The sequence below is a fragment of the Cupriavidus sp. USMAA2-4 genome (assembly GCF_001854305.1).
GTDB classification, from domain to species: domain Bacteria; phylum Pseudomonadota; class Gammaproteobacteria; order Burkholderiales; family Burkholderiaceae; genus Cupriavidus; species Cupriavidus malaysiensis.
In genome coordinates this window covers 809,975-831,878 of sequence record NZ_CP017748.1, presented here as the reverse complement: position 1 = coordinate 831,878, position 21,904 = coordinate 809,975, and the positions used below count along the sequence as shown (strand labels likewise).

Sequence of the window (21,904 nt, the reverse complement as noted above, 5' to 3'; positions counted from 1 at the left end):
CGCCGCACGGACGCCGGCGCTCGCATTGCGCGCATTGGACTCAGCCTAGCGCCGGCGCCGGGCAGGTGGAATCATACGTAGGTATTGTGCGGCGTGGGCGGATGCCGGCCGCGCCCGCGGCTATACTGGGCCGCGCCGGACGTGGCGTACCCGGCGCCGATATCACGTATTTCCCAATCCCCGATGAATCCCTTGCATCACTACCGGCTCAGCTACTTGCTGGATGGCGAAATCGCTTTCCTGCGCGGGACCGCGCCGGGATGCGAGCCCGTGCTGCTGGCCGTGGCCGGTGCGGCCGCGGACGCCGGCGCGGTACAGCGCCGCTTCGAGCACGAGTACTCACTGCAAGCCGTGCTGCGCCCGCAGTGGGCGGTGGTGCCGGCTGCGCTGACGCGCTTCGATGGCCGGCCCGCGCTGGTTGCCGCCGATGCCGGCGGCATGCCGCTGGCCCTGTCGATGGGCGGGCCGCTGCCTGTGCAAGATTGCCTCGACATCGCCATCGCCGTGACCGAAGCCCTGGCGGCCATGCACGACGCCGGCCTGGTGCACCTGGATATCAAGCCGGCCCACCTGCTGGTGGCGCCGGACCGGCAGCGGGCGTGGCTCACGGGTTTCGGCATCGCGGGCGCCGCCGCGACGATCCGCACGCGGCCGGCGGCGCCGATGCTGGCCGGCACGCTGGCCTACATGGCGCCGGAGCGGGCGGGCCGGGGCGGCATGCCGGTCGACGCGCGCGCCGACCTGTACGCGCTCGGCGTGGTCTTCTACCAGATGCTGACCGGTGTGCTGCCGCTGGAGGCCGACGAGCCGGTCGGCTGGGTCCACAGTCATCTTGCCCGGCAGCCGCTGGCGCCCGCCGAGCGCCAGGCCGGCGTCCCTTGGGAACTGTCGGCCATCGTGATGCGCTTGCTGGCGAAGGCACCGGCCGAGCGCCATGCCGGCGCGCATGCCCTGCTCGCCGATCTCAGGGCCTGCCGCAATGCCTGGCGCAGCGGCAGCGGGCTGCCGGCTTGTGCCGAGGCCGATGGCGATACCGCCGCGCCGGCCGGGCTGTACGGGCTGTACGGACGCGGGCGCGAACTCGAAGCCCTGCGCAGGCTGCAGCACGCGGCGATGGCGCCGGGCGTGCCGGCACCGGCGCTGTCCACGGTGCTGGTGACGGGGCGGGCGGGCATCGGCAAGTCCGCGCTGATCGGCGCCTTCTGCCGTGCACAGGAAGCCGCCGGCGGCGTGGTGGCACGGGCGAAAGCGCATCCGCAACGTGGCGGCACTCCGCTGGCGGCGGTGGCGGAAATCTGTGCCGACCTCGCGCGCCAGTCCTGCGATTCGGCGCAGGCGCGGCGCCAGGGCTGGGCGGCGGCCATGGCGGCTGCACTGGGCGACGACCTGGGCGCGTTCAGCGAGGTGGTGCCGGCGTTCGCCGCCTGGCTGCCTCCGCAGGCGGGCCGCGAGCCGCGCGCCGGCCTTACCGCGGCGCGCTTCGCGCAAAGGCTGCGCCGCCTGCTGGCGGTGTTCGGCACCGTGGCGCCGCCCCTGACCGTGGTGCTGGACGACCTGCAATGGATGGATGCGGGCTCCCTCGAGGTCTTCGCCGCGCTGGCCCGCCGCGGACCCGCCCAGCCCTTGCTGGTGATCTGCTCCTGCCGCAGTGAGGCGCTTGGCGATCCGGTACCCGGCCACTGGCTGGCGGAACTGCGTGCCCAAGGGGGCCTGCGCGGCGAACTGGCACTCGATGCGCTGGATGGTGCGGCGTTGTCCGCGCTGGTCGCCGGCACGCTGGGCTGCGGCAGCGACCGGGCGCAGGCGATCGCGCGGCTGGTGGCACGCCGGACCGGGGGCAACCCGCTGTTCTTCCTGCGCTACCTCTATGCCCTGCAGCGGGCCGAGCTGCTGCCGGCGGAGGGCGGTGGCGTTCCCGAGGGCGAGGTGCCGGGTGGCTTCGACGCCGACGCCGCGCAGGCCGACCTGCCGGCCTTGCTGGGCCGGGAACTGCGCCAGCTGCCGCAGCCGGCGCGCACATGGCTCGGTGCCCTGTCTTGCCTGGGCGGCAGCGTCTCGCCAATGGCGGCACGGCTGGCCTGGCAGGCCGCGCAAGCGGCGGGCGAGGCGGCGCAGGACGGTGCCGCCCTGGAGGCGGTGGCGGCGCCCGCCCTGGCGGCGGGCCTGCTGGTGCCGGCCGGGGACGGCTTCCTGTTCTCGCACGACCGCGTGCAGGAGGCTGCCTACGCAGCGCTGGAAGCGTCCGGCCGCTCGCTGATGCATCTGCGGCTGGCACGCCTGCTGGCGCGCGAGCCTGCCGACAAGCTGTTCGCCGCCGCCGACCAGTTCCGGCGGGGCGGGGCGGCCATCACCGACGAGGCGGAGCGCATCGCGGCGGCCCGCCTGATCCTGGAGGCCGGCGCGCGCGCGCTGCGCACCACCGACTATCGATCGGCCAGCGCCTATTTCGCTGCCGGCGAGCGCTTCCTGCCCGCGCAGCCGTGGGAGCGTGAGCCCGCGCTGGCGTTGGCGCTGGCTCAGGGCCGCGCCGAGAGCGAGTTCGCCAGCGGGCAGCCGGCTGTCGCGGCCGCCATCCTGGAGCCGCTGGCCGGGAGGGCGCCCGACGTTTCGTCGCTGGCCGAGATCACGCGCCTGCGTGTGGCCGTGCATACGGCGCTGGACCAGGCGGACCGGGCAGCCGAGATCGGGCTGGAGTTCGTGGCCGGCGCGGGACTGGTGTTCCTGCCGGGCGCCGACTGGCAGGTGGAGCAGGCCTATCGCCGCTTCCTGCAATTGCTCGGCGGGCGGCCGCTCGAAGCGCTCGCCCGTCTGCCGCGCATGCAGGATGCGACCTGGCGCGCCACCATGAGCGTGCTGACGGAAATGATGTCGCCGGCGTCCTGCCTCGATGCCAACCTGCGTGACCTGATTCCCGCCTGGATGGCATCGATCAGCCTGTCGCACGGCAATGATGAGGCGTCCTGCATGGCCTACGTCCACCTCGGCATGGCCTTCGGGCCGCGCCTGGGCGACTACCCGTCGGGCTACCGCCTGGGCCGGCTCGGCGTGGAACTGGCGGAGCGGGAGGGCACGGGACGCATGCGCGCCAAGGCCAGGATGCACTTCGGTGCCTTCCTGCTGCCCTGGACCCAGCCGCTGCAGGGCGGGCGCGAACTGATCGAACACAGTTTCGACGAGGCCAGGCGGAGCGGCGACGTCAACCTGGCGGGGGACAGCCGCCACCGGCTCGTGACCCAGTTGCTGAGCGGTGCCGAGCCGCTGGCGGACGTGGAGGCCAAGGTCAACGCCGGCCTGGCCTTCGGGCACGCGCAGCGGCTGGGCCGCGTGAACGATATCCTCGGCGCGCAATCGCGCTATATCGCGGTGCTGCGCGGGCGCGCACCGTGCTGGACGGCGCCTCTGCCCGGCGAGCCTGCGCCGCAGGCAATCGAGGCCCGCCTGGGCGCGGACAGGCGCCTGGCGGTGGCTGCCTGCTGCTACTGGGTCCGCAAGCTGCAGGCGTGTTTCGCGCTGGATGACTGGCGCGGCGCGCTGGAAGCGGTGGAACGGGCCGAGCCGTGGCTGTGGACGGTGAGCGGCTTCCTCGAGGCCGCGGACTATCACTTCTTCAGTGCACTGGCGCTGGCCTGGGCGCCGCCGGAGGGCGGGCGCGCGGCAAGCGACGCCGATAGCGGACGGATGGCAGCCATGGCCCGGCACCGGGAACCCATCGAGGCCTGGGCGCGGCAGAGCCCGGTCAACTTCGGCGCGCGTGCCGCCTTGCTCACGGCCGAGGCGACGCGCCTGGGCGGGGATGTGCTGCAGGCGATGCGGGGCTACGAACAGGCCGCACGGCTGGCGCGCGAGCAGGACCTGCTGCACGAGGAAGCGTTGGCCTATGAGTTGTGCGCGCGTTGCTGTTTCGGTCAGGCCTTGTCCACGGTCGGACTGGCCTATCTGCGCCGCGCGGTCGATGCCTACGGACGCTGGGGCGCGCAAGGCCAGGTGGCGAAGCTCGAGGCGCTGCTGCGCGCCTTGGACAACACCGCCTCCGGCCTGGCCAGCGCGGCCCACGACAGCGTGCCAGGCGCGGCCGAGCTGCCGGCCACTTATATCGGGCCGGCCGCGCAGCTGGACCTGGACACCGCCATCCGCGCCACCCAGGTGCTGGCCGGCGAGATGCGCCGCGAGCGCTTGATCGAGGCGCTGCTGACCACTACGCTCGAGCATGCCGCCGCACAGCGCGGACTGCTGTTCCTGTGGCAGGGCGGCAGCTTGCGGCTGGCCGCGCTGGCGACCACGCAGCCGGCCGGCATTTCGGTTGAACTCGATCCGGGGGAAGCGTCGGGAGAGGTGCCGTACCCGCGCACGATCGTCGCGGCGGCGCTCGCCGTGCGGGCGGACCTGATCCTCGACAATGCCAAGGCGCATGCGCGCTACGGGCAGGATCCCGATGTGCGGGCGCGCAGCGTGCGCTCGGTGGCCTGCCTGGCGCTGGTCAAGCAAGGCGAACTGGTGGGGCTGCTCTACCTGGAGAACAACCTGGCCGACGGCCTGTTCGGCGGGCGCCGCATCAGCCTGCTGCCCATGCTGGCCTCGCAGGCCGCCATCTCGCTGGAGAACGCGCGGCTCTATGACGAGCTGTTGCGGGAGAACCAGGAGCGCGAACGGGTGCAGGCGGAACTCGCGCACGCGTCGCGGGTGGCCACGCTGGGCGAGCTGGCTGCCTCGATCGCGCACGAGGTCAACCAGCCGCTGACCGGCATCGTCACCTACGGCGGCGCCTGCCTGCGCTGGCTCGACCGGCCCCAGCCCGAGCTGGGCGAGGCGCGCCAGGCGGTCGAGAGCATGATTGCCGAAGGCCTGCGCGCGAGCGAGGTGATCCGCCGCATCCGCGCGCTGGCGCGCAAGGACGAAGTGCGCCGGCAACCCTTCGCACTGGGCGAGCTGGTCGGCGAGACCCTGGCGATGGTGCGGCACCAGGCCGAGTCGCACGGCATCGCCATCGTGCGGCACGAAGCGCCGGGCCTGCCCGACGTGGCGGGGGACCGCATCCAGGTGCAGCAGGTGATCATCAACCTGTTGGTCAATGCCATCCAGTCGATGGCTTCGTGCCCCGGGCGGGCGCACGAATTGCTGGTCTGCCTCGCGCGGCACGAGGACGATGGCAAGGTGCGGCTGCGCGTCGAAGACAGCGGGCCGGGGATCGAGGCGGACCAGATCGGCAAGTTGTTCGGCGCCTTCTATACCACGCGCAAGGAGGGCCTGGGCATGGGGCTGTCGATCTGCCGCTCGATCCTGGCGGCGCATGGCGGCAGCATCTGGGCCGAGTCCCCGGCCCGGCCCGACGGCATGCCAGGGCCGGGGGGCGGCGCGGCCTTCAGCTTCACGCTGCCGGCATGGCAGCCCGACGCCTGAGGCGCGCGCCGCCGCCGCACGGCGAGGCCGGCGTCAGCGCGCGGCCGGCGGCGGCTGGTCCGGCGATGCTTCGGCTTCGGTGCGCGCGGCGACCAGCGTGGGCGCAGGCGTGCCGGTGATCTTGGGCACGCATTCGCTGCGGAACCACGCCACGCTGACGGGCTCGCCGGCCAGCATGCGCTTGACGGGCGGTACCACCTGTTCGCCGATCAGCATGCCGAGCAGGCCGATCAGGGCGACCGCGGGCGGGGCGGGCGAGCGCACCTGCAGCAGTGCATAGATGATGCCGACCAGGATGCCGGCGGCGAGCGAGACGATGTAGACCTTCATGATGTTCTCGATGTCACGGTGTCATGGGTTGAGGTGGAGGGCAGCGGGGGAGAGCGGCCGGCGCGGGTGCCACGGCTTCAGCCGCCGGGCGGGGACCGGTGCCGCCAGTCCTCCCACGCCACCAGCAGGAAGCCGCCCACCAGCCCGAGATGCTCGAAGAAGGCATTGGCCAGGCCGAAGCGCTCGGCCGGCGGCGCCGCCCAGAAGCGGTTGGCCAGGAAGGTGGCCAGCAGCGTGAAGGCGGCCAGCCCGAGCGCACCCAGCCAGCGCCAGCGCCCGCTGAGGATCAGCAGCGAGGCGCCCAGCTCCAGCGCGATCACGGCCGCCGCCAGCGGCGCCGCCGGCGCCAGGCCGAAGTGCTGCATCTCCTGCACGGCGCCGCCGAAGTCGCTCAGCTTGACCAGTCCGCCCTGCAGGTAGGCCGCGCACAGCAGCAGCAGGGCGAGCCAGCGCAGCCAGCGGGGCAGCACGCGCGGGGCGGCGCGGTCCAGGGTCATGTCGGGCATGGCGCGCTCCCTCAGAAGGCCCAGCAGGAGCAGCCCAGCGCGCCCCAGAAGCCGCGCGCGTCGGAGGCCGGCACGTTGGCGGCGAGGGCCGAGGTGTGCGCGTGGCCGTGCACGCCGCAGGCGCTGGCGCAGGCGCAGGCGGCTGCCGCGCTGCGCGCCAGCCCGGCCTTGTCGCGCAGGGCACCGGGGCGGCCCTGGTAGCCGCCGCCGTGGCGTACCGGCGACCAGTCCGGCATGGCCGGCGGCACCACCGGCGCGAGCGGGCCGAAGTCGCCGTCGCCGTACACCACCTTGCCGCCCAGCAGCGTCATCACCGAGGTGATGTCCTGGATCTCGTCGCCGGGCACGGCGAAGTAGTCGGCGGACAGCACTGCGAGGTCGGCCAGCTGGCCCACGGCGATGCGCCCCTTCTTGCCTTCCTCGGAGGAGAACCAGGTGTTGGCCTCGGTCCACAGGCGCAGCGCGGTTTCGCGGTCGAGCAGGTTGGCCTGCGGATACATCGACATGCCGCCCACGGTCTTGCCCGTGGTCAGCCAGTACAGCGAGACCCAGGGGTTGTACGAGGCCACGCGGGTGGCGTCGGTGCCGGCGCCCACCTTGACGCCGCGCTCCAGCATGCGCTTGATCGGCGGCGTCGCCTCGGCCGCGCGCGCGCCGTAGCGCTCGACGAAGTACTCGCCCTGGTAGGCCATGCGGTGCTGTACCGCGATGCCGCCGCCCAGCGCGGCGATGCGGTCGATGTTGCGGTCGCTGATGGTCTCGGCGTGGTCGAAGAACCAGTGCAGGCCGTCGAAGGGGATGTCGCGCGCCACCTTCTCGTACACGTCGAGCGCGCGCGAGATGGTCTCGTCGTAGGTGGCGTGCAGGCGCCACGGCCAGCGCTGCTCGGCCAGCAGGCGGATCACCGGTTCAAGGTCGCTCTCCATCGACGGCGGCATCTCGGGGCGCTCGACGCGGAAATCCTCGAAGTCGGCCGCCGAGTAGACCAGCATCTCGCCCGCGCCGTTGTGGCGGTACAGGTCGTCGCCCTGGCCGGGCTTGACCTGGCCGGACCAGGTGCGGAAGTCGCTCAGCTCTTCCTTGGGCTTCTGCGTGAACAGGTTGTAGGCCAGGCGCACCGTCAACTGGCCGTCCTTGTGCAGTTCCTCGATGATCTGGTAGTCCTCGGGGTAGTTCTGGTAGCCGCCGCCGGCGTCGATCACGCCGGTCACCCCGAGCCGGTTCACCTCGCGCATGAAATGGCGCGTGGAGTTCTTCTGGTACTCGGGCGGCAGCTTGGGGCCCTTGGCCAGCGTGGCATAGAGAATGGTGGCGTTGGGCTTGGCCAGCAGCAGGCCGGTCGGATTGCCGTTGCCGTCGCGCACGATCTCGCCGCCCGGCGGGTTGGGCGTGTCCTTGGCGTAGCCGACCGCGCGCAGTGCCGCGCCGTTGAGGATGGCGCGGTCGTACAGATGCAGGATGAAGACCGGGGTATCGGGCGCGACGGCGTTCAGTTCGTCGATGGTCGGCAGCCGTTTCTCGGCGAACTGGTGCTCGGTGAAGCCGCCCACCACGCGTACCCATTGCGGCGCGGGGGTACGCGCCACCTGCTCCTTGAGCATGCGCATGGCATCGGCGAGCGAGCGCACGCCGTCCCAGCGCAGTTCCATGTTGTAGTTCAGGCCACCGCGGATGATGTGCATGTGGCTGTCGATCAAGCCGGGGATGGCGCGCCGGCCGCCGAGGTCCACGACCTGGGTCGAGCTGGCGGCTAGGCGCATGATGTCATCGCGGCGGCCGACCGCGGCGAAGCGGCCATCGCGGATGGCAACGGCGTCGGCCTGCGGGTTGGCCGGGTCGAGGGTGGCGAACTTGCCGTTGACGAGGATCAGGTCCGGAGGCGTCGAAGCGTTCATGGCGAATGTCCTGGTGGCGGCTGCCGCGCCGAGGGCGGCGGCGCCGGCGATGAATTGCCGGCGTGTCAGCGGCAGCTGCGGTTGGCCCGGTCGGGGCGAAAACAGGCCGTCCCGGCCTGCCTGGGAGTCACGGGACGGCATGGGCGTCAAGCGTTCAGGAAGGCCAGCAGGTCGGCATTGACCTTGTCCGCGTCGACCACGCACATGCCGTGCGAGCCGCCGGGATAGATCTTCAGCGTGGCGTTCTTGACGATCTTGGCGCTGAGCTTGCCGGCGTCGTCGATCGGCACGATCTGGTCGTCGTCGCCGTGCAGGATCAGCGTCGGCACGTCGATCTTCTTCAGGTCCTCCGTGTAGTCCACCTCGGAGAACTCGCGGATGCACAGGTACTGGCCGAGGATGCCACCGGTCATGCCCTGCGCCCAGAAAGCGTCGATGGTGCCTTGCGACACCTTGGCGCCGGGACGGTTGAAGCCGAAGAAGGGGACCGCCAGGTCCTTGAAGAACTGGGAGCGGTTTTCCGCCGTGTTCTTGCGGATGCCGTCGAACACGTCCATCGGCAGCCCGCCCGGGTTGGCCGCGGTCTTCAGCATGATCGGCGGCACCGCGCCGATCAGCACCGCCTGGGCCACGCGCCGGGTGCCGTGCCGCCCGATATAGTGCGCCACCTCGCCGCCGCCGGTCGAATGGCCGACCAGCGTCGCGCCCTTCAGGTCGAGTGCCTCGATCACCGCCGCCAGGTCATCGGCATAGGTGTCCATGTCGTTGCCCTGGGCGGGCTGGCCGGAGCGGCCGTGGCCGCGGCGGTCGTGGGCGATCACGCGGAAGCCGTGCTGCACCAGGAACAGCATCTGGGCGTCCCAGGCGTCGGCGTTGAGCGGCCAGCCGTGCGAGAACACTACGGGGCGGCCGGCGCCCCAGTCCTTGTAGAAGATGCGGGTGCCATCCTTGGCGGTGACGTAGCTCATGCTGTGTGCTCCTGAGGCGTGGTGGGTGCGGGCCTGCGGCTTGCCGGTGGCGCCGCCTGCGCGGCGGCGCCAGCCGTAGCGGCCTGCATGTCCCGCCGCGCGGCTTGCCCGCGCATCGAGGTGCTTCGGGGTGGGCTGCCGGCGGCGCGGCGATCAGCGTGCCGGCACCGGCGCGATGGACTCGTGGGTGGTGGCGGTGCGCTGGGGTGCCTTGTGCACCATGGTGTAGGCATAGTCCACGCCCATGCCGTAGGCGCCGGAGTGCTCCTTGACCAGCTGCATCACGGCGTCGTAGGTGTCGCGGTGCGCCCAGTCGCGCTGCCATTCGAGCAGTACCTGCTGCCAGGTCACGGGCACCACGCCGGCCTGGATCATGCGCTGCATGGCGTAGTCGTGGGCTTCCTTGCTGGTGCCGCCGGAGGCGTCGGCCACCATGTAGATCTCGTAGTCGGTGTCATGCATGGCCGACAGGGCGAAGGTGAGGTTGCAGACCTCGGTCCACAGGCCGGAGACGACGATCTTCTTGCGGCCGTTGGCGGCCAGGGCATCGCGCACCTTCTGGTCGTCCCAGGAGTTCATCGAGCTGCGTTCCAGGGTCTTCTGGCCGGGGAAGACATCGAGCAGTTCCGGGTAGGTGAAGCCGGAGAAGGACTCGCTCTCGACCGTGGTGATGGTGGTCGGGATATTGAAGATCTTGCCTGCCTTGGCCAGGCCCACCACATTGTTCTTCAAGGTCTGGCGGTCGATCGACTGGACGCCGAACGCCATCTGGGGCTGCTGGTCGATGAAGATCAGCTGGCTGTTCTGCGGGGTCAGGACTTCGAGTTTGGCGTTCGACATGATGTCTTCCTGAAGTAAGAGGGGGCGGAAACTGCGCCGCTCTGGCAGGATAGGGCGCCAGGGCGGACAGCGCGGGTTGCTTGCGGAAAGTGCGCTCACCGCCGCGCTGCGGCGCGTGATACGCGCTGGTGCCGGGTCGAAGCTCGCCTGGCAACCGCACGGAAGGCTAAACCCGGCGGTGGCCGGAGGCCATTGTCTGTTCGTATTACCTGTGTGCCGTCGAGGCGGACACATCAGGCGGACACATCGCCGTGGTCCGGGCCGGCGCCGCGCGCCCCGTCGGTGAATGTGTCGAGCTTGCCGCTGCGCGCGCCGTCGCTGTAGACGTCATGGCTGCGGAAGGTGTAGCCGTAGGTATCGGCGGCGTTCGGTTCACGCGCGCCGGCACCCGGCGCGGCGGTGAGGGCGGCCAGGGACAGCAGCAGGGTGGAAACGATCCTGCGGGAAACGATGTGGCTCATGATGTTCTCCAATGCCATTGGTTATTGAGTTTTATAGAATGTCTGCGTTTCGCTGCATCCTGTTCATGGGCTCAACTATAGGGCTGGTTCAGGTATCTTTTCAGGCATATTTGAGGTTAAGTTATTCAAAATATCTGAATATAGATTCCGGCACCTATAATCGGAGGGCTGTTGAAACGGGAGGGGATCCGGCGTCCTTGGGAGCCTCGGCGACAGGAAGCCATATGGGGCGGTCAGAGTGCTGTGCACGCGATTGCATCGCCTGCGATTAAAAAGCGCAAACAGGATCAAGGCGCAGCACAAATTGACAAGGCAGCGGCGGTCGCATGGCGTAGATTCCGCTGCAGAGCGCTGAGCCGGCCGCGCGGGGCGGCCGGATCGGCGACGAGGGGAAGAAGGAGGGGCTGTGACACGACAGAACTTGGAACCGGCCGAAGCGGGCGCCCGGGATGACGCCCTGGTGCTGGTGGTCGATGACGATGCGGCACTGCGTGGGGCGCTGGGCTGCCTGTTCCGTTCGATCGGGCTGGAGGTCGCACTGTTCGGGTCGGCCACGGAGATGCTCGAATTCGCCATGCCGGACGTGCCGTGCTGCCTGGTGCTCGATGTGCGCCTGCGTGGCCCGAGCGGGCTGGACCTGCAGGCGCGCCTGGCGCAGCGGGGCGTGCACGTGCCGATCATCTTCATGACGGGCCATGGCGATATCGCCATGACGGTGGCCGCCATGAAGGCCGGCGCGGAGGACTTCATGACCAAGCCCTTTCGCGACCAGGACCTGCTCGATGCGGTGTCGGCGGCGCTCGACAAGGACCGCCGCCGGCGCGAGGCGGGGCGGCGCACGCAGGCGCTGCGCGCCAGTTTCGAGACGCTGACGCCGCGCGAGTCGGAGGTCATGGGGCTGGCGGTGTCCGGCCTGATGAACAAGCAGGTCGCGGGCCGGATGGGGATCAGCGAGGTCACCGTGAAGATCCATCGCGGACAGGCCATGCGCAAGATGAAGGCGCGCACCTTCGCCGAGCTCGTGCTGATGGCGCAGCAACTCGGCATCTGCCACGCCTGAGGGCGCTGAGCGGTACGGACTCCGGCCGCCTCCCGTGGCGGGGCGGAGCACGGCAGGCAAGAGCGGCCGGCAGGTGCCGTCCGTGCCGCGATGGCGCGCTGGCTACAGTGCGCGCAGGGCGTGGCTCAGCACGTGGGCCGCACGTACGGCGGCGTCGAAGGAGCGATCGCAGGCCAGTTCGCGGCCGGCGATGCGGATCGACCAGTATCCCTGCACACGCTCGCAGGACAGCCGCCGCTCTTCCATCTGGTCCGAGAACCAGCGCCAGAGGGCGGCGTCCTGTCCGTTGGCATGGACGGCCGCGCGCAGTCGGATCAACTGAAGGCTGGTGGTCTCGGTCATCGCTATCCTCTGTGCGGTACGGATGCAGCGGCCGAGGGTCAGGGAGCCGGCGCGGTCTGCCAGTCACAGCTTAGAGCGAAGCGGGCATCGACGCCGCTGTGCTTGCGGGCAGACTTCCTAGGGCATGGGTTTGGCGGGCTCAGACCATGGTATGAGGGTTCAGCCCTCCGGCTTTGCCGCGGCGCGGTGGATCGCCGCGCGGATGCGCGGATATGTGCCGCAGCGGCAGATATTGCCCGACATGGCGGCATCGATGTCCGCGTCGGTGGGCCGCGGCGTCTGCTTCAGCAAGGCGCAGGCCGACATCAGTTGGCCGCTCTGGCAATAACCGCACTGCACCACGTCGAGTTCCGTCCAGGCGGCTCTGAGCGCCTGCGCCTGCGGACCCTGCAGCCCTTCGATGGTGGTGATCTCCTGGTTGCCGACCGCGCTCAGCGGGGTCACGCAGGCGCGTACCGGCGCGCCGTCCAGGTGGACCGTGCAGGCGCCGCACAGCGCCATGCCGCAACCGAACTTGGTGCCGGTCATCTTGAGTTCGCCGCGCAGCACCCACAGCAGGGGGGTATCGGCTTCGGCCTGCACGTCAACGGCCTTGCCGTTGATCTTCAGGGTGGGCATGTCGGTCTCCGGTCGGAATGGGCCGTGATGGCGGGAGTCTGCGCGGTATCTGCGCTGGTCAGGCCGGCCGCAGCGGCAGGGCGCGCTGGCGTTGGCCGGTCAAGGCGAACAGCGCGTTGGCGACGGCCGGCGCGATGGGTGGCGTGCCCGGTTCGCCCACGCCTTCGGGAGCGTCCTGGCTGGACATGATCTCGGTCTCGATGCGCGGGCATTCGTGCATACGCAGCACGGGGTAGTCGTGGAAGTTGCTCTGCTGCACCTGGCCGTCGACCACCTTGATTTCGCCATGGAGGGCGGCCGACAGACCGAACAGGATGGCGCTCTCCATCTGCTGGCGGATCAGGTTCGGGTTGACCGGCGTGCCGCAATCCACCACGCACACCACACGATGCACGCGGATGCGCTTGCCTTGGCCCTGGTCCTGGCCGAGCGAAACCTCGGCCACCTGCGCCACGATGGAGCCGAAGGACTGGTGCAGGGCGACGCCGCGCGCGCGCGGGCTGCCGTCATCGGCCGGCGCCAGCGGCTTGCCCCAGTCGGCCAGCGCGGCGGCCCGCCGCAGCACGGCCAGGTGGCGCGGATGCTGCGCCAGCAGCGCGGCGCGGAAGGCGACCGGATCCTGGCCCGCCGCCGCCGCCACTTCGTCGAGGAAGCTCTCCTTGAAGAAGGCCTGGTGCGAATGGCCGACCGAGCGCCAGAAGCCGACCGGTACCGGCAGGTCGACGATTTCGTGGGCGATGCGCGCGTTGGGCCACTCGTAGGGCTGGTCGAAGGCGCCCTCGGACGTGGTCTTGTCCGGACCCGCGCCGGGCAGGCCGAAGCTGCGCTTGAGCACATTGGGCATGATGGCCTGGCCCGCCGAGGTGTTGCGCCAGGCCACCAGCTTGCCGTCGGCATCGAGCCCGGCCTGGAAGCGCGAGACGCAGGCAGGGCGGTAGAAGTCATGGCGGGTGTCTTCCTCGCGCGACCAGATGGTCTGCACGGGCCGCCCGGGCATGGCGCGCGCGATGGCGGCGGCCTGCGCCACGTAGTCGGCCTCCAGGCGCCGGCCGAAGCCGCCGCCGAGCAATTGCACGCGCAGGTCGACCTTGTCGGCGGCGATGCCCAGCACCTTGGCCACGTGGTCGCGTGCGATGCCCGGCACCTGGGTCGAGGCCCACACCGTGGCGGCGCCGTCTTGCGCCTGCACGGTGCAGTTGACCGGCTCCATCGCCGCGTGTGCCAGGTAGGGCGCGCGGTACTCGGCGCTGACCTTGCGCGCGGCGCCGGCCAGCGCGCCGTCGACGTCGCCGCGGCTGAAGTAGGCGTGGCCGTCGGCCTTGTCGAGCGTGGCCGCCAGCTGGGTGAAGATGGCGTCGCTGGACGTGCTGGCGGCCGCGCCGTGGTCCCATTCGACCGTGACCTGCTTGAGCGCGCGCATGGCGTGCCAGGGCGTGTCGGCGATGGCCGCCACGCCGCCGCTGCCGCCGTGGTAAGGCTCGACCGCCAGCACCTTGTGCACCCCCGGCAGGCGCGCCGCGGCGGCGCCGTCGAAGCGTGCCACCTTGCCGCCCAGCGTGGGGCACATGGCGACGCTGGCGTAGAGCAGGCCGTCGGGTGCGGCGTCGATGCCGAAGCGGGCCGAGCCGTCGAGCTTGGCGGCGGCCTCGATGCGATGCAGCGGCTGGCCGACCAGCTTGAAGCGCGCGGGCTCCTTCAGTGCCACCTTGTCCGGACGCGGCTGCTGCGCGGCCAGCGCCGCCAGTTCACCGAAGGTGGCGCTGCGGCCGGAGCCGTGCAGCACCTTGCCCGATTCGGCGCGGCACTCCTGCGCGGGCACCTGCCACTGCGCGGCAGCGGCGCCTACCAGCATGGCGCGCGCCGAGGCGCCGGCTTCGCGCATGGGCAGCCAAAGGTCCTTGATGCTGGAGGAGCCGCCGGTCATCATGACGCCGATCTCGCGCATCAGCTTGCCGGTCATCCATCCGGCCGCGCGCTTGAGCGCACCCTGGTCGTCAGGGTGGAAGGGCAGGCCGTCGACAGTGGCCGCGACGTTGTTGTAGATCTTGTCGATGGGGGACTGCTCGATGCGCACTTGCGACCAGTCGGCATCGAGTTCCTCGGCCAGCAGCATGGCCAGCCCGGTGTACACTCCCTGGCCCATCTCGGACTTGCTCATCATCACCGTGACGGTGTTGTCCGGCGAGACCTTGAGCCAGCCGTTGAGCGCCGCCTGGGCGGGGCCGAGCGGCAGCGGCTCGGCGGTCAGCAGACGCTGGCGCGCCGGCATCACCGACCAGCCGACCACCAGCGCGCCCGCGGCACCGACGGCGCCCGCGCTGGCGCGCAGGAAGGTTCTTCGACTGACCATGCGTTGTCTCCTGGTTCCGGGGCGGTATCCGCAGGGCTTGGGGAGCGATCCGTGGACGATGTGCCACGGCGGCAGCGCCGCGCGTCCGGCCGCGGTGGCCGCCGTGCTTTTCATGTTGACGGCGACAACATAAACTAGCGATGTAAGCACTGTCAACATCGGTTCGGCAAAGTGCGCGCGTTTGAATCGGCCTGTCCGCTGCAGGCATTGCGTGCCACACATCCCGGCCCGGAGGCCTCCATGAATCCACCCGCGTCGCGCGCCAAGGCCGCGCCCTACCATCACGGCGACCTGCAGCCGGCCCTGCGGGCCGAGGCAGAGCGCATCCTGCAGACACGCGGCGTCGCCGAGGTCAGCCTGCGCGAAGTGGCGCGCGGCGTGGGCGTGTCGCATGCCGCACCCTATCGCCATTACGCGAACCGGGACGCGCTGCTGGCAGACGTGGCCGCGCGCGGCTTCGAGCGCCTGCACGCGCGCTTCGAGGCCCTGCCGCGGCGCCGCAAGGCGGCGCTGCGCTTCGCCGACCTGCTGCGTGCCTATCTCGAGTTCGCTGCGGCCGAGCCGGCCATCTACCGCCTGATGTTCGGCCCGGAGTTGCGCAAGGCGGACCATCCCCAGCTCGCCGCGGCGGGCTTCCGCGCCTTGGACGCAGTGCGCACGGCGATCGAGGCGCTCGACATCGCGCGGCCGGCGACCGCCGAGGCGATGGCGGCGTGGAGCCTGGCGCACGGGCTGGCCTTGCTGATCCTCGATGGCCGCATCGAGTTCGAACCCGGCGTGGACGAGCCCATCGACCACCGGGCCCTGGCGCAGCGGGCCGGGGAGATCTTCCTGGCGGGCCTGCAGGCGCGGGTGCCGCCACGGCAGCGGCAGCCGCGCCCGCGCGCGTAGGCGACGGAGGCGCTCAGCCCGACGCTTCGCCGCGGGCCTTGTGGCGCGATGCCATCTGGTCCTGCTGCGCGGGCGGCACCGGATCGTAGTGGCTGAACTGGATGGTGTAGCTGCCGTGCCCGCCGGTCAGGCTGTTCAGGCGCGTCTGGTAGTCGTTCAGTTCGGCCAGCGGGATCTTGCCCATCACGACGACGCTGTGGCTGGTCGCGCCGCGCGTGCCGCGCACCTGGCCGCGCTTGGCCGACAGGTCGCCGATGATGTCGCCCATCGCCGCCTCGGGCGTGAGCACCTCGATGTCGACGATCGGCTCCAGCACGCTCGGCCGCGCCTTCAGCACGGCGTCGATGAAGGCCTTGCGTCCTGCCGTGGCGAAGGCGACCTCCTTCGAGTCCACGGGGTGGCTCTTGCCGTCGTACACGGTGACGCGCACGTCCTGCATGGGGAAGCCTGCCAGCGGGCCGCTGTCCAGCACCTGGCGGATGCCTTTTTCGACAGCCGGCAGGAACTGGCCCGGAATCGCGCCGCCCTTGACCGCGTCGATGAACTCGAAGCCGCTGCCGCGCGGCAGCGGTTCGACGCGCAGCATGACCTCGCCGAACTGTCCGGCACCGCCGGTCTGCTTCTTGTGCCGGTGCTGGCCCTCGGCCTTGCCGCCGATGGTTTCGCGGTAGGCGATCTTGGGCGGCCGCGTGACCACCTCCAGCTTGTACTGTTCGGTCAGGCGCTCCAGCAGGCAGCGCAGGTGGAACTCGCCCAGGCCCAGCACCACCGTCTCGTTGGTGTCGGCCGGATGCTCGATGCGCAGGCAGGGATCCTCGGCGCCGAGCTTCTGCATCACCTCGGCCAGGCGCTGTTCCTGGCCGCGCCGCGCGGGCTCGATCGCCAGGCCGTAGATCGGCGTGGGGAAGTCCAGCGGCACCAGGTGGATGTCGCCGTCCTCGCTGGCGTCGTGCAGCACCGCATCGAAGCCGATCTCGTCGATCTTCGCCACCGCGCAGATATCGCCCGGACCGGCGCGCGGCACCTCAGTGTGCTCCTTGCCCTGCAGCAGCAGCAGGTGGGACACCTTGAACGGCTGGCGCCCGGCGCCGATGTAGAGCTGGCTGTCGCGCGCGACCGTGCCCTGGTGGATGCGGAACAGCGCCAGCTTGCCGATATAAGGGTCCGCCACGATCTTGAAGACGTGCGCCAGCACGTGCTTGCCGGGATCGGGTTCGGCCCGCACCGCTTCGCGCTTGCCGTTCGCCTCGCGGTAGAACAGCGGGGGGTTGCCTTCGGCGGGATTGGGCAGCAGCCGCACGAACACGTCGAGCAGTTCGGCGATGCCCGCGCCGCTGGCGGCCGAGGTGAAGCAGATGGGCACCAGGTGGCCTTCGCGCAGCGCGCGCTCGAACGGCGCGTGCAACTGCTCGGGCGTGATGGCCTGGTCCTGCTCCAGGTAACGCTCCATCAGCTCCGGGTCGATCTCGATGACCTGGTCGACCAGCGCGTCGTGCGCCGACCCCACAGAAAGAAAATCCGCCTCGCCGGACGGATCGAAGAAGCAGTCGACGACCTGGCCGGCGTGGGCCGCCGGCAGGTTGATGGGCAGGCACTCCTTGCCGAAGGCCTCCTGGATGTCGGCTACCAGGGCGGGCAGGTCGATCTTGTCGCAATCGATGCCGTTGACCACGATGAGCCGGCACAGCTTGCGCGCGGCCGCCCAGGCCATCATGTGGCGCGTGGTCATCTCCACGCCGGTCTGCGCATGGATCACGATGACGGCGGTCTCCACCGCCGGCAGCGCGCTCAGCGCGAGGCCGGCGAAGTCGGGATAGCCCGGGGTGTCGATCAGGTAGAGGCGGGTGTCGGCGTGGTCGAGGTGGGTGACGGCGGAGGTGAGGGAGTGGTGATACTTGCGTTCGAGCGGGTCGGAGTCGCACACCGTGGTCCCGCGCTCGACGCTGCCCGCCGCGTGCAGCGCGCCGCCCCGGTGCAGCAGTGCCTCGATCAGCGAGGTCTTGCCGCCCCCCGCATGGCCCAGCAGGGCAATGGTACGAATTGCATCGGGACCGCGAAGCATGGTCGCCCCCTCGTGCAGCGATGGCAGATGCCAGTCAGTGAGCCCATTATTGGCGAAATCGGCCGCGGCGCCAAATGCTGTGCAGGGCGCGTGTTGGACGCCGTACGCTCACGACTGTCCTGCTTGCGGAACAGTGTATTGCGACTTTCAGGGTTTTCCCTGATACAAGCCCTGCGCTACAGTGCACCATGCCGTTGCTGCAGCGCGGGATGTCCGGTGCGGTGCAGCGAGCGGCGCGACTGGCCGTGCCCCCCGAGGCGAAGCGGAGCCCGCCTCGATCCGGCGGCCAGCCGTCTCCAGCGCCCTGGCCGGCCGCGCGCCTGCCAGCTGCGCACCCAAAGCCAATAAAGCCCATCGAAGGCAACAGGAAGCGAAGCCATGGTAACCACCATCGAAGCCCTTTTCCCCGGCCACCAGCATGATGCCGACACGGTCGTCAGCGCCCTGAACCACCAGCAGATCGTTGTCGCGCTGTCGGCGCTGGTAGCGCCGCAGCGCGTCGCGATCCTGCACATGCTGTACCCGCGCAGCGACGCGCGCACGCACCGCAGCCTCGATGCGCTGGTGAACGTGCTGCACGGGCACGGCCTGCACCAGGTCGCCACGCTGATCGAACAGGAAGCCCATTACCTGGTGTTCCGCGACCCGGTCAAGGCATGGAAGGCCTTCCAGGAAATCCGCCACGACTCGCTGGCGATCGGCGTGCACCTCTACTACAAGGGCCATTCGGGCGAGGCCGCCGAGCGCGAACTCGACGCCGACGCGCACCACAAGGCCTGAGGTCCCGGGGGCGCGCCGGCGCCGCGGCGTGCCGGCTCAGGCCGCGGTGGCTGCCTGGTGCAAGCCGGGCCGGGCCGGCGGCGTCCAGGCCGGCAGCGCGCTGCCGTCGAGCAAAGCGTCGACGTGGCGGCGCGCCAGCGCCGGGCCGACGCTCATGCCGATGCCGCTGTGCATCAGCGCGGCGGTGGTGCGAGCGTCGACGCGTGTCACCGAGAAGGCGCCGCCCTCGGGCACGCGGCGCTTGGCGCCGTACACGCCCTGCCAGCGCTCGATCACGCGCAGTCCGGAGCCCAGCGCCTCGCGCGCCAGGTCGAGCATCAGGGTATCGACGCTCTCGGCGTTGAATGGGCGCGCGTCCTGCCCGTAGTCGTGCGAATCGCCGACGATCCAGTCGCCGTAGGGCGTGGGGCTGACCAGCAGGTGGATGCCGTGGCGCTCCAGCTCGGGCCGCTGCTGCGCGATGCGCGTGGCCAGCGCGCGTGCCGAGGTGAGGTCCGAGAAGGCGCCGTAGTGCGTGCATGACAGCCCGGTCAGTACCACGTGCTCGAGCGCGAAGCCGTCCAGCGGCGCCACGCGCAGCATCTGCAGCCGGCATACCTGCGGCTGCAGCGCGCGCAACTGGTCGGCGCACAGGGTCTGGTAGTCGTGGCCGCTGCAGACGATGACGTGCTGCGCGCGGCAGGGGCCGGCCGTGGTGTCGAGACGGCCACCCTCCACGTGGCGCACCAGCGTGCCGAAGTGAAAGCGCACGCCCTGGCCGGCCAGCCATCGGGCCAGCGCCGGCACGGCCTCGCGCGAATAGAGCTGCAAATCTTCCGTGCCTTGCAGGGCTGCATGATGGCGCGCGAACCGGCCATCGTAGAGCCCGGACAGCGCGGCGCCGCGCAGCAGGCGCACGCGATAGCCGAAGGCGGCGGCCCGGGTGTCCATGAACTCCTCCAGCACCGCCTCTTCCTGCGCATCGCGGGCGAACAGCAGGCAGCCGTTGGCGCGCACCGACAGGCCGGCGCGCTCGGCCCAGCCGAGATAGAGCGCGCGGCTCTCGCGCGCCAGGTCCAGCATGATGCCGGGCGGCTGCCCGGTCACCAGCATCTGGCCGAAATTGCGGATGGAGGCGCCCACCGCGATGTCGCTGCGTTCGAACACGGTCACGCGCAGGCCGCGGCGGAGCGCCGCGGCTGCGTGTGCCAGTCCGAGGATGCCGGCACCGACGATGGCGACATCGGTCTCGCCATCGAGGCGCGGCGAGGTATCGGACGGCACCATCATTTACTTCTTCTCCGACTTGCCATCGTAGCGCTTGGACCATTCGGCCAGCACGCGGTCGCGGTTGGCGCTGGCCCAGGCGAAATCGTTCTTGATCAGGCGCTTCTCATAGTCGGCCGGCAGCAGCGCGTCCGGCTTGGCGACGCCGGGCATGGCGGTCACGGCGAAGTTCTTCTCGTACAGGGCCATGGCGGCGGGGCTGGCGGAGAAGTCGGCGAGCTTCCTGGCGGCGTCGAGGTTCTTGGTGCCCTTGACGATGGCGGTGGCTTCGATGTCCCAGCCCAGGCCTTCGGACGGCAGCACGATGTCGATCGGCGCGCCTTCCTTCTTGGTCTTCACCGCGCGGTACTCGAAGGAGATGCCGATGGGGAACTCGCCGGTGGCGGCCATCTTGCAGGGCTTGGAGCCGGAGTGGGTGTACTGGCCGATGTTCTGGTGCAGGGCGTCCATGTAGGCCCAGCCCTTCTGCTCGCCCATCATCTGCAGCCAGGCGCTCACGTCGAGGTAGCCGGTGCCCGACGAAGCCGGATTCGGCATGACGATCTTGCCGGCATAGACGGGCTTGGCCAGGTCGGCCCAGGAGGTCGGCCTGGGCAGCTTCTGCTTCTGCGCTTCCACGGTGTTGAAGCAGATCGCCGCGCCCCAGACGTCCATGCCGACCCAGGCCGGCGGGTTGGCGCCGCTGCGGTAGCGGGCGTCGATCTGCGCCAGCGAGGCCGGCGCGTACGGCGTCAGCATGCCTTCCTTGTCGAGGATGGCCAGGCTCGAGGCGGCCAGGCCCCAGATGGCGTCGGCGTGCGGATTGTTCTTCTCGGCCAGCAGCTTGGCGGTGACGATGCCGGTGGAGTCGCGCACCCACTTGATCTCGATATCGGGGTTGGCCTTCTCGAAGGCGGCCTTGTAGGCGGCCACCTGGTCGGCTTCCAGCGCGGTGTAGACGGTCAGCGTGGTGGCGGCCTGGGCGGGGCCGGCCAGCAGCGTGGCGGCGGCCGCGGCGATGGCGGCCGGCAGGGCGAAGCGAGCGGTCATGGAGTTTCTCCTGGTTCGGATACGGCTAAGGATGAGACGGATGGAATGGGCAAGACGGTCGGCAGGTGCGGCGCAGGCGCGCGGCGGGCGCCTCACTGGCACTGCGGCCGTTCGCCGCGTGCCAGGCGCGCATTGATATCGGCCACCACGGCGGGCAGGTCGGCGATGGTGTCGATCTCGTAGTGCGGGCGGCAGGCGGCGAAGCCGGCCGAGATGGCCACGCGGTGGCGGGCGCGCTCGGTCACGGGCAGCGCGGCGTACTGTTCGTAGGTCAGCCCCAGCGCATTGCCCGACATCAGCAGCGCCACCGTCCACATGCCGGCACGGCGGCCTTCTTCGATGCCCGGCACGGTGTCGTCGACCTTGACGCAGGCGGCGACGTCGCCGATGCCGAGCTCGACCACGTTGCGCAAGGCCTGCGCGGGCCAGGGACGGCCGCGCGGCACCTCGTCGGAGGCGACCACGCAGTCGGGGCGGTAGCCGGCCTCGGCGGCATACTCGACGACGCGCGCCATCACGGCGGCGGGGTAGCCGGAGCAGGTGCCGATCTTCAGGCCCTGCGCGCGCAGCGCGGCGATGGTTTCCAGCGCGCCGGGAATCAGTGCCGAATGCGCGCCGACCTTCTCGATCTGCAGCGGCATGAAGCGTTCGTAGATGGCGGTGACGTCGTCATTGGTCGGGGCATGCCCCTGTGCCAGGGCGAAGCGCGCGGCGATGGCGGCATCGTTGCACAGGGCGCGGATGTGGTCCCACTTGCCCATGCCCATCGGGCCGCGTGCCTCTTCGAGAGTGATGGCCACGCCGAACTCGGCAAAGGCTTCGACGAAGATCTGCGTCGGCGCGAAGGAGCCGAAATCGATCACGGTGCCGGCCCAGTCGAGGATGGCGGCTTCCAGGCGCAGGGCCGTGGCGGGTGCGGCTTCGCGGCGCGCGATCGGGGTGCTTGCTTGTTCCATGGTCGGTGCGTTGTCTCAGGCAGTGTCCTGGCGGACGGCCAGTCGTGGTGGTGTGGCTATCGTCTTGTGGCGGAGGCCGGGTTGCGGCGCGCTCCTGTCTTGCCCGGCGGCCGCCGCACGGGCATGGAGGTGCCCCGGCAGCCCGCGGTGGGT

17 protein-coding genes are annotated in these 21,904 nt (G+C 70.6%); 4 read left to right on the top strand and 13 right to left on the bottom strand.

Features of this window, described 5'->3' with window-relative positions; all coding sequences use genetic code 11:
* Positions 1–183: 183 nt before the first annotated feature.
* Positions 184–5,397, top strand: coding sequence for an AAA family ATPase (locus BKK79_RS03625; RefSeq protein WP_071037135.1), 5,214 nt, complete (start codon positions 184–186; stop codon positions 5,395–5,397).
* Between the two features lie 33 nt (positions 5,398–5,430).
* On the opposite strand, the gene BKK79_RS03620 is transcribed toward BKK79_RS03625, so the two are convergent.
* The 6 genes from BKK79_RS03620 to BKK79_RS03595 form a co-directional block, all read right to left on the bottom strand.
* Positions 5,431–5,727 carry a XapX domain-containing protein gene (locus BKK79_RS03620; protein WP_071012286.1) on the bottom strand — a complete coding sequence of 99 codons (297 nt, stop codon included), beginning with the start codon at positions 5,725–5,727 and terminating at the stop codon, positions 5,431–5,433.
* A gap of 77 nt (positions 5,728–5,804) precedes the next feature.
* Entirely contained in the window at positions 5,805–6,233 is a 429-nt protein-coding gene (locus BKK79_RS03615; protein WP_071012287.1) for a DoxX family protein, read from the bottom strand.
* Positions 6,234–6,244: 11 nt separating this feature from the next.
* Positions 6,245–8,128 carry an amidohydrolase gene (locus tag BKK79_RS03610; RefSeq protein WP_198173311.1) on the bottom strand — a complete coding sequence of 628 codons (1,884 nt, stop codon included), beginning with the start codon at positions 8,126–8,128 and terminating at the stop codon, positions 6,245–6,247.
* A gap of 146 nt (positions 8,129–8,274) precedes the next feature.
* Complete coding sequence (locus tag BKK79_RS03605) at positions 8,275–9,096, bottom strand: alpha/beta fold hydrolase (RefSeq protein ID WP_071037134.1); 822 nt, start codon at positions 9,094–9,096, stop codon at positions 8,275–8,277.
* Between the two features lie 153 nt (positions 9,097–9,249).
* Positions 9,250–9,936 (bottom strand): hydrolase, encoded by a 687-nt coding sequence (locus BKK79_RS03600; RefSeq protein WP_071012291.1) that lies wholly within the window; start codon positions 9,934–9,936, stop codon positions 9,250–9,252.
* A 233-nt stretch (positions 9,937–10,169) separates the two neighbouring features.
* Positions 10,170–10,397: a hypothetical protein gene (locus BKK79_RS03595; RefSeq protein WP_071012292.1), complete on the bottom strand. Its 228-nt coding sequence runs from the start codon at positions 10,395–10,397 to the stop codon at positions 10,170–10,172.
* A gap of 406 nt (positions 10,398–10,803) precedes the next feature.
* On the opposite strand from BKK79_RS03595, the gene BKK79_RS03590 reads away from it, so the two are divergent.
* The gene (locus BKK79_RS03590; RefSeq protein ID WP_071012294.1) at positions 10,804–11,457 is read left to right on the top strand and encodes a response regulator transcription factor; all 654 of its coding nucleotides are present in this window, start codon (positions 10,804–10,806) and stop codon (positions 11,455–11,457) included.
* Positions 11,458–11,559: 102 nt separating this feature from the next.
* Here the strand turns inward: BKK79_RS03590 and BKK79_RS03585 are convergent, their stop codons facing one another.
* From BKK79_RS03585 to BKK79_RS03575, 3 genes are all read right to left on the bottom strand, one after another.
* A complete protein-coding gene (locus BKK79_RS03585; RefSeq protein ID WP_071012296.1) occupies positions 11,560–11,799 on the bottom strand; it encodes a hypothetical protein in 240 nt (79 codons plus the stop codon).
* Positions 11,800–11,958: 159 nt separating this feature from the next.
* Positions 11,959–12,417, bottom strand: coding sequence for a (2Fe-2S)-binding protein (locus BKK79_RS03580; protein ID WP_071037133.1), 459 nt, complete (start codon positions 12,415–12,417; stop codon positions 11,959–11,961).
* Positions 12,418–12,475: 58 nt separating this feature from the next.
* Positions 12,476–14,767, bottom strand: a complete 2,292-nt coding sequence (locus tag BKK79_RS03575; RefSeq protein WP_071037132.1) for a xanthine dehydrogenase family protein molybdopterin-binding subunit — start codon at positions 14,765–14,767, stop codon at positions 12,476–12,478.
* A 240-nt stretch (positions 14,768–15,007) separates the two neighbouring features.
* On the opposite strand from BKK79_RS03575, the gene BKK79_RS03570 reads away from it, so the two are divergent.
* Positions 15,008–15,658 carry a TetR/AcrR family transcriptional regulator gene (locus BKK79_RS03570; protein WP_071012301.1) on the top strand — a complete coding sequence of 217 codons (651 nt, stop codon included), beginning with the start codon at positions 15,008–15,010 and terminating at the stop codon, positions 15,656–15,658.
* A 13-nt stretch (positions 15,659–15,671) separates the two neighbouring features.
* Here the strand turns inward: BKK79_RS03570 and fusA are convergent, their stop codons facing one another.
* Positions 15,672–17,720 carry an elongation factor G gene (gene fusA / locus BKK79_RS03565; RefSeq protein WP_071012303.1) on the bottom strand — a complete coding sequence of 683 codons (2,049 nt, stop codon included), beginning with the start codon at positions 17,718–17,720 and terminating at the stop codon, positions 15,672–15,674.
* A 378-nt stretch (positions 17,721–18,098) separates the two neighbouring features.
* Here fusA and BKK79_RS03560 point away from each other — a divergent pair, with 378 nt between their 5' ends.
* A complete protein-coding gene (locus BKK79_RS03560) occupies positions 18,099–18,500 on the top strand; it encodes a hypothetical protein (RefSeq protein WP_071012305.1) in 402 nt (133 codons plus the stop codon).
* Positions 18,501–18,536: 36 nt separating this feature from the next.
* Here BKK79_RS03560 and BKK79_RS03555 read toward each other — a convergent pair whose 3' ends face one another.
* From BKK79_RS03555 to phnX, 3 genes are all read right to left on the bottom strand, one after another.
* Positions 18,537–19,769 carry a TIGR03364 family FAD-dependent oxidoreductase gene (locus BKK79_RS03555; protein ID WP_071037131.1) on the bottom strand — a complete coding sequence of 411 codons (1,233 nt, stop codon included), beginning with the start codon at positions 19,767–19,769 and terminating at the stop codon, positions 18,537–18,539.
* Positions 19,770–20,795: a putative 2-aminoethylphosphonate ABC transporter substrate-binding protein gene (locus BKK79_RS03550; protein ID WP_071012309.1), complete on the bottom strand. Its 1,026-nt coding sequence runs from the start codon at positions 20,793–20,795 to the stop codon at positions 19,770–19,772.
* A 92-nt stretch (positions 20,796–20,887) separates the two neighbouring features.
* Positions 20,888–21,751: a phosphonoacetaldehyde hydrolase gene (gene phnX / locus BKK79_RS03545; protein ID WP_071012311.1), complete on the bottom strand. Its 864-nt coding sequence runs from the start codon at positions 21,749–21,751 to the stop codon at positions 20,888–20,890.
* Between the last annotated feature and the right edge of the window lie 153 nt (positions 21,752–21,904).

Excerpts from the sequence above, each read along its gene's own strand:
- BKK79_RS03625 (WP_071037135.1), top strand. The coding sequence starts at position 184 with ATGAATCCCTTGCATCACTACCGGCTCAGCTACTTGCTGGATGGCGAA.
- BKK79_RS03620 (WP_071012286.1), bottom strand. The coding sequence starts at position 5,727 with ATGAAGGTCTACATCGTCTCGCTCGCCGCCGGCATCCTGGTCGGCATC.
- BKK79_RS03615 (WP_071012287.1), bottom strand. The coding sequence starts at position 6,233 with ATGCCCGACATGACCCTGGACCGCGCCGCCCCGCGCGTGCTGCCCCGC.
- BKK79_RS03610 (WP_198173311.1), bottom strand. The coding sequence starts at position 8,128 with ATGAACGCTTCGACGCCTCCGGACCTGATCCTCGTCAACGGCAAGTTC.
- BKK79_RS03605 (WP_071037134.1), bottom strand. The coding sequence starts at position 9,096 with ATGAGCTACGTCACCGCCAAGGATGGCACCCGCATCTTCTACAAGGAC.
- BKK79_RS03600 (WP_071012291.1), bottom strand. The coding sequence starts at position 9,936 with ATGTCGAACGCCAAACTCGAAGTCCTGACCCCGCAGAACAGCCAGCTG.
- BKK79_RS03595 (WP_071012292.1), bottom strand. The coding sequence starts at position 10,397 with ATGAGCCACATCGTTTCCCGCAGGATCGTTTCCACCCTGCTGCTGTCC.
- BKK79_RS03585 (WP_071012296.1), bottom strand. The coding sequence starts at position 11,799 with ATGACCGAGACCACCAGCCTTCAGTTGATCCGACTGCGCGCGGCCGTC.
- BKK79_RS03580 (WP_071037133.1), bottom strand. The coding sequence starts at position 12,417 with ATGCCCACCCTGAAGATCAACGGCAAGGCCGTTGACGTGCAGGCCGAA.
- BKK79_RS03575 (WP_071037132.1), bottom strand. The coding sequence starts at position 14,767 with ATGGTCAGTCGAAGAACCTTCCTGCGCGCCAGCGCGGGCGCCGTCGGT.
- BKK79_RS03570 (WP_071012301.1), top strand. The coding sequence starts at position 15,008 with ATGAATCCACCCGCGTCGCGCGCCAAGGCCGCGCCCTACCATCACGGC.
- fusA (WP_071012303.1), bottom strand. The coding sequence starts at position 17,720 with ATGCTTCGCGGTCCCGATGCAATTCGTACCATTGCCCTGCTGGGCCAT.
- BKK79_RS03560 (WP_071012305.1), top strand. The coding sequence starts at position 18,099 with ATGGTAACCACCATCGAAGCCCTTTTCCCCGGCCACCAGCATGATGCC.
- BKK79_RS03555 (WP_071037131.1), bottom strand. The coding sequence starts at position 19,769 with ATGATGGTGCCGTCCGATACCTCGCCGCGCCTCGATGGCGAGACCGAT.
- BKK79_RS03550 (WP_071012309.1), bottom strand. The coding sequence starts at position 20,795 with ATGACCGCTCGCTTCGCCCTGCCGGCCGCCATCGCCGCGGCCGCCGCC.
- phnX (WP_071012311.1), bottom strand. The coding sequence starts at position 21,751 with ATGGAACAAGCAAGCACCCCGATCGCGCGCCGCGAAGCCGCACCCGCC.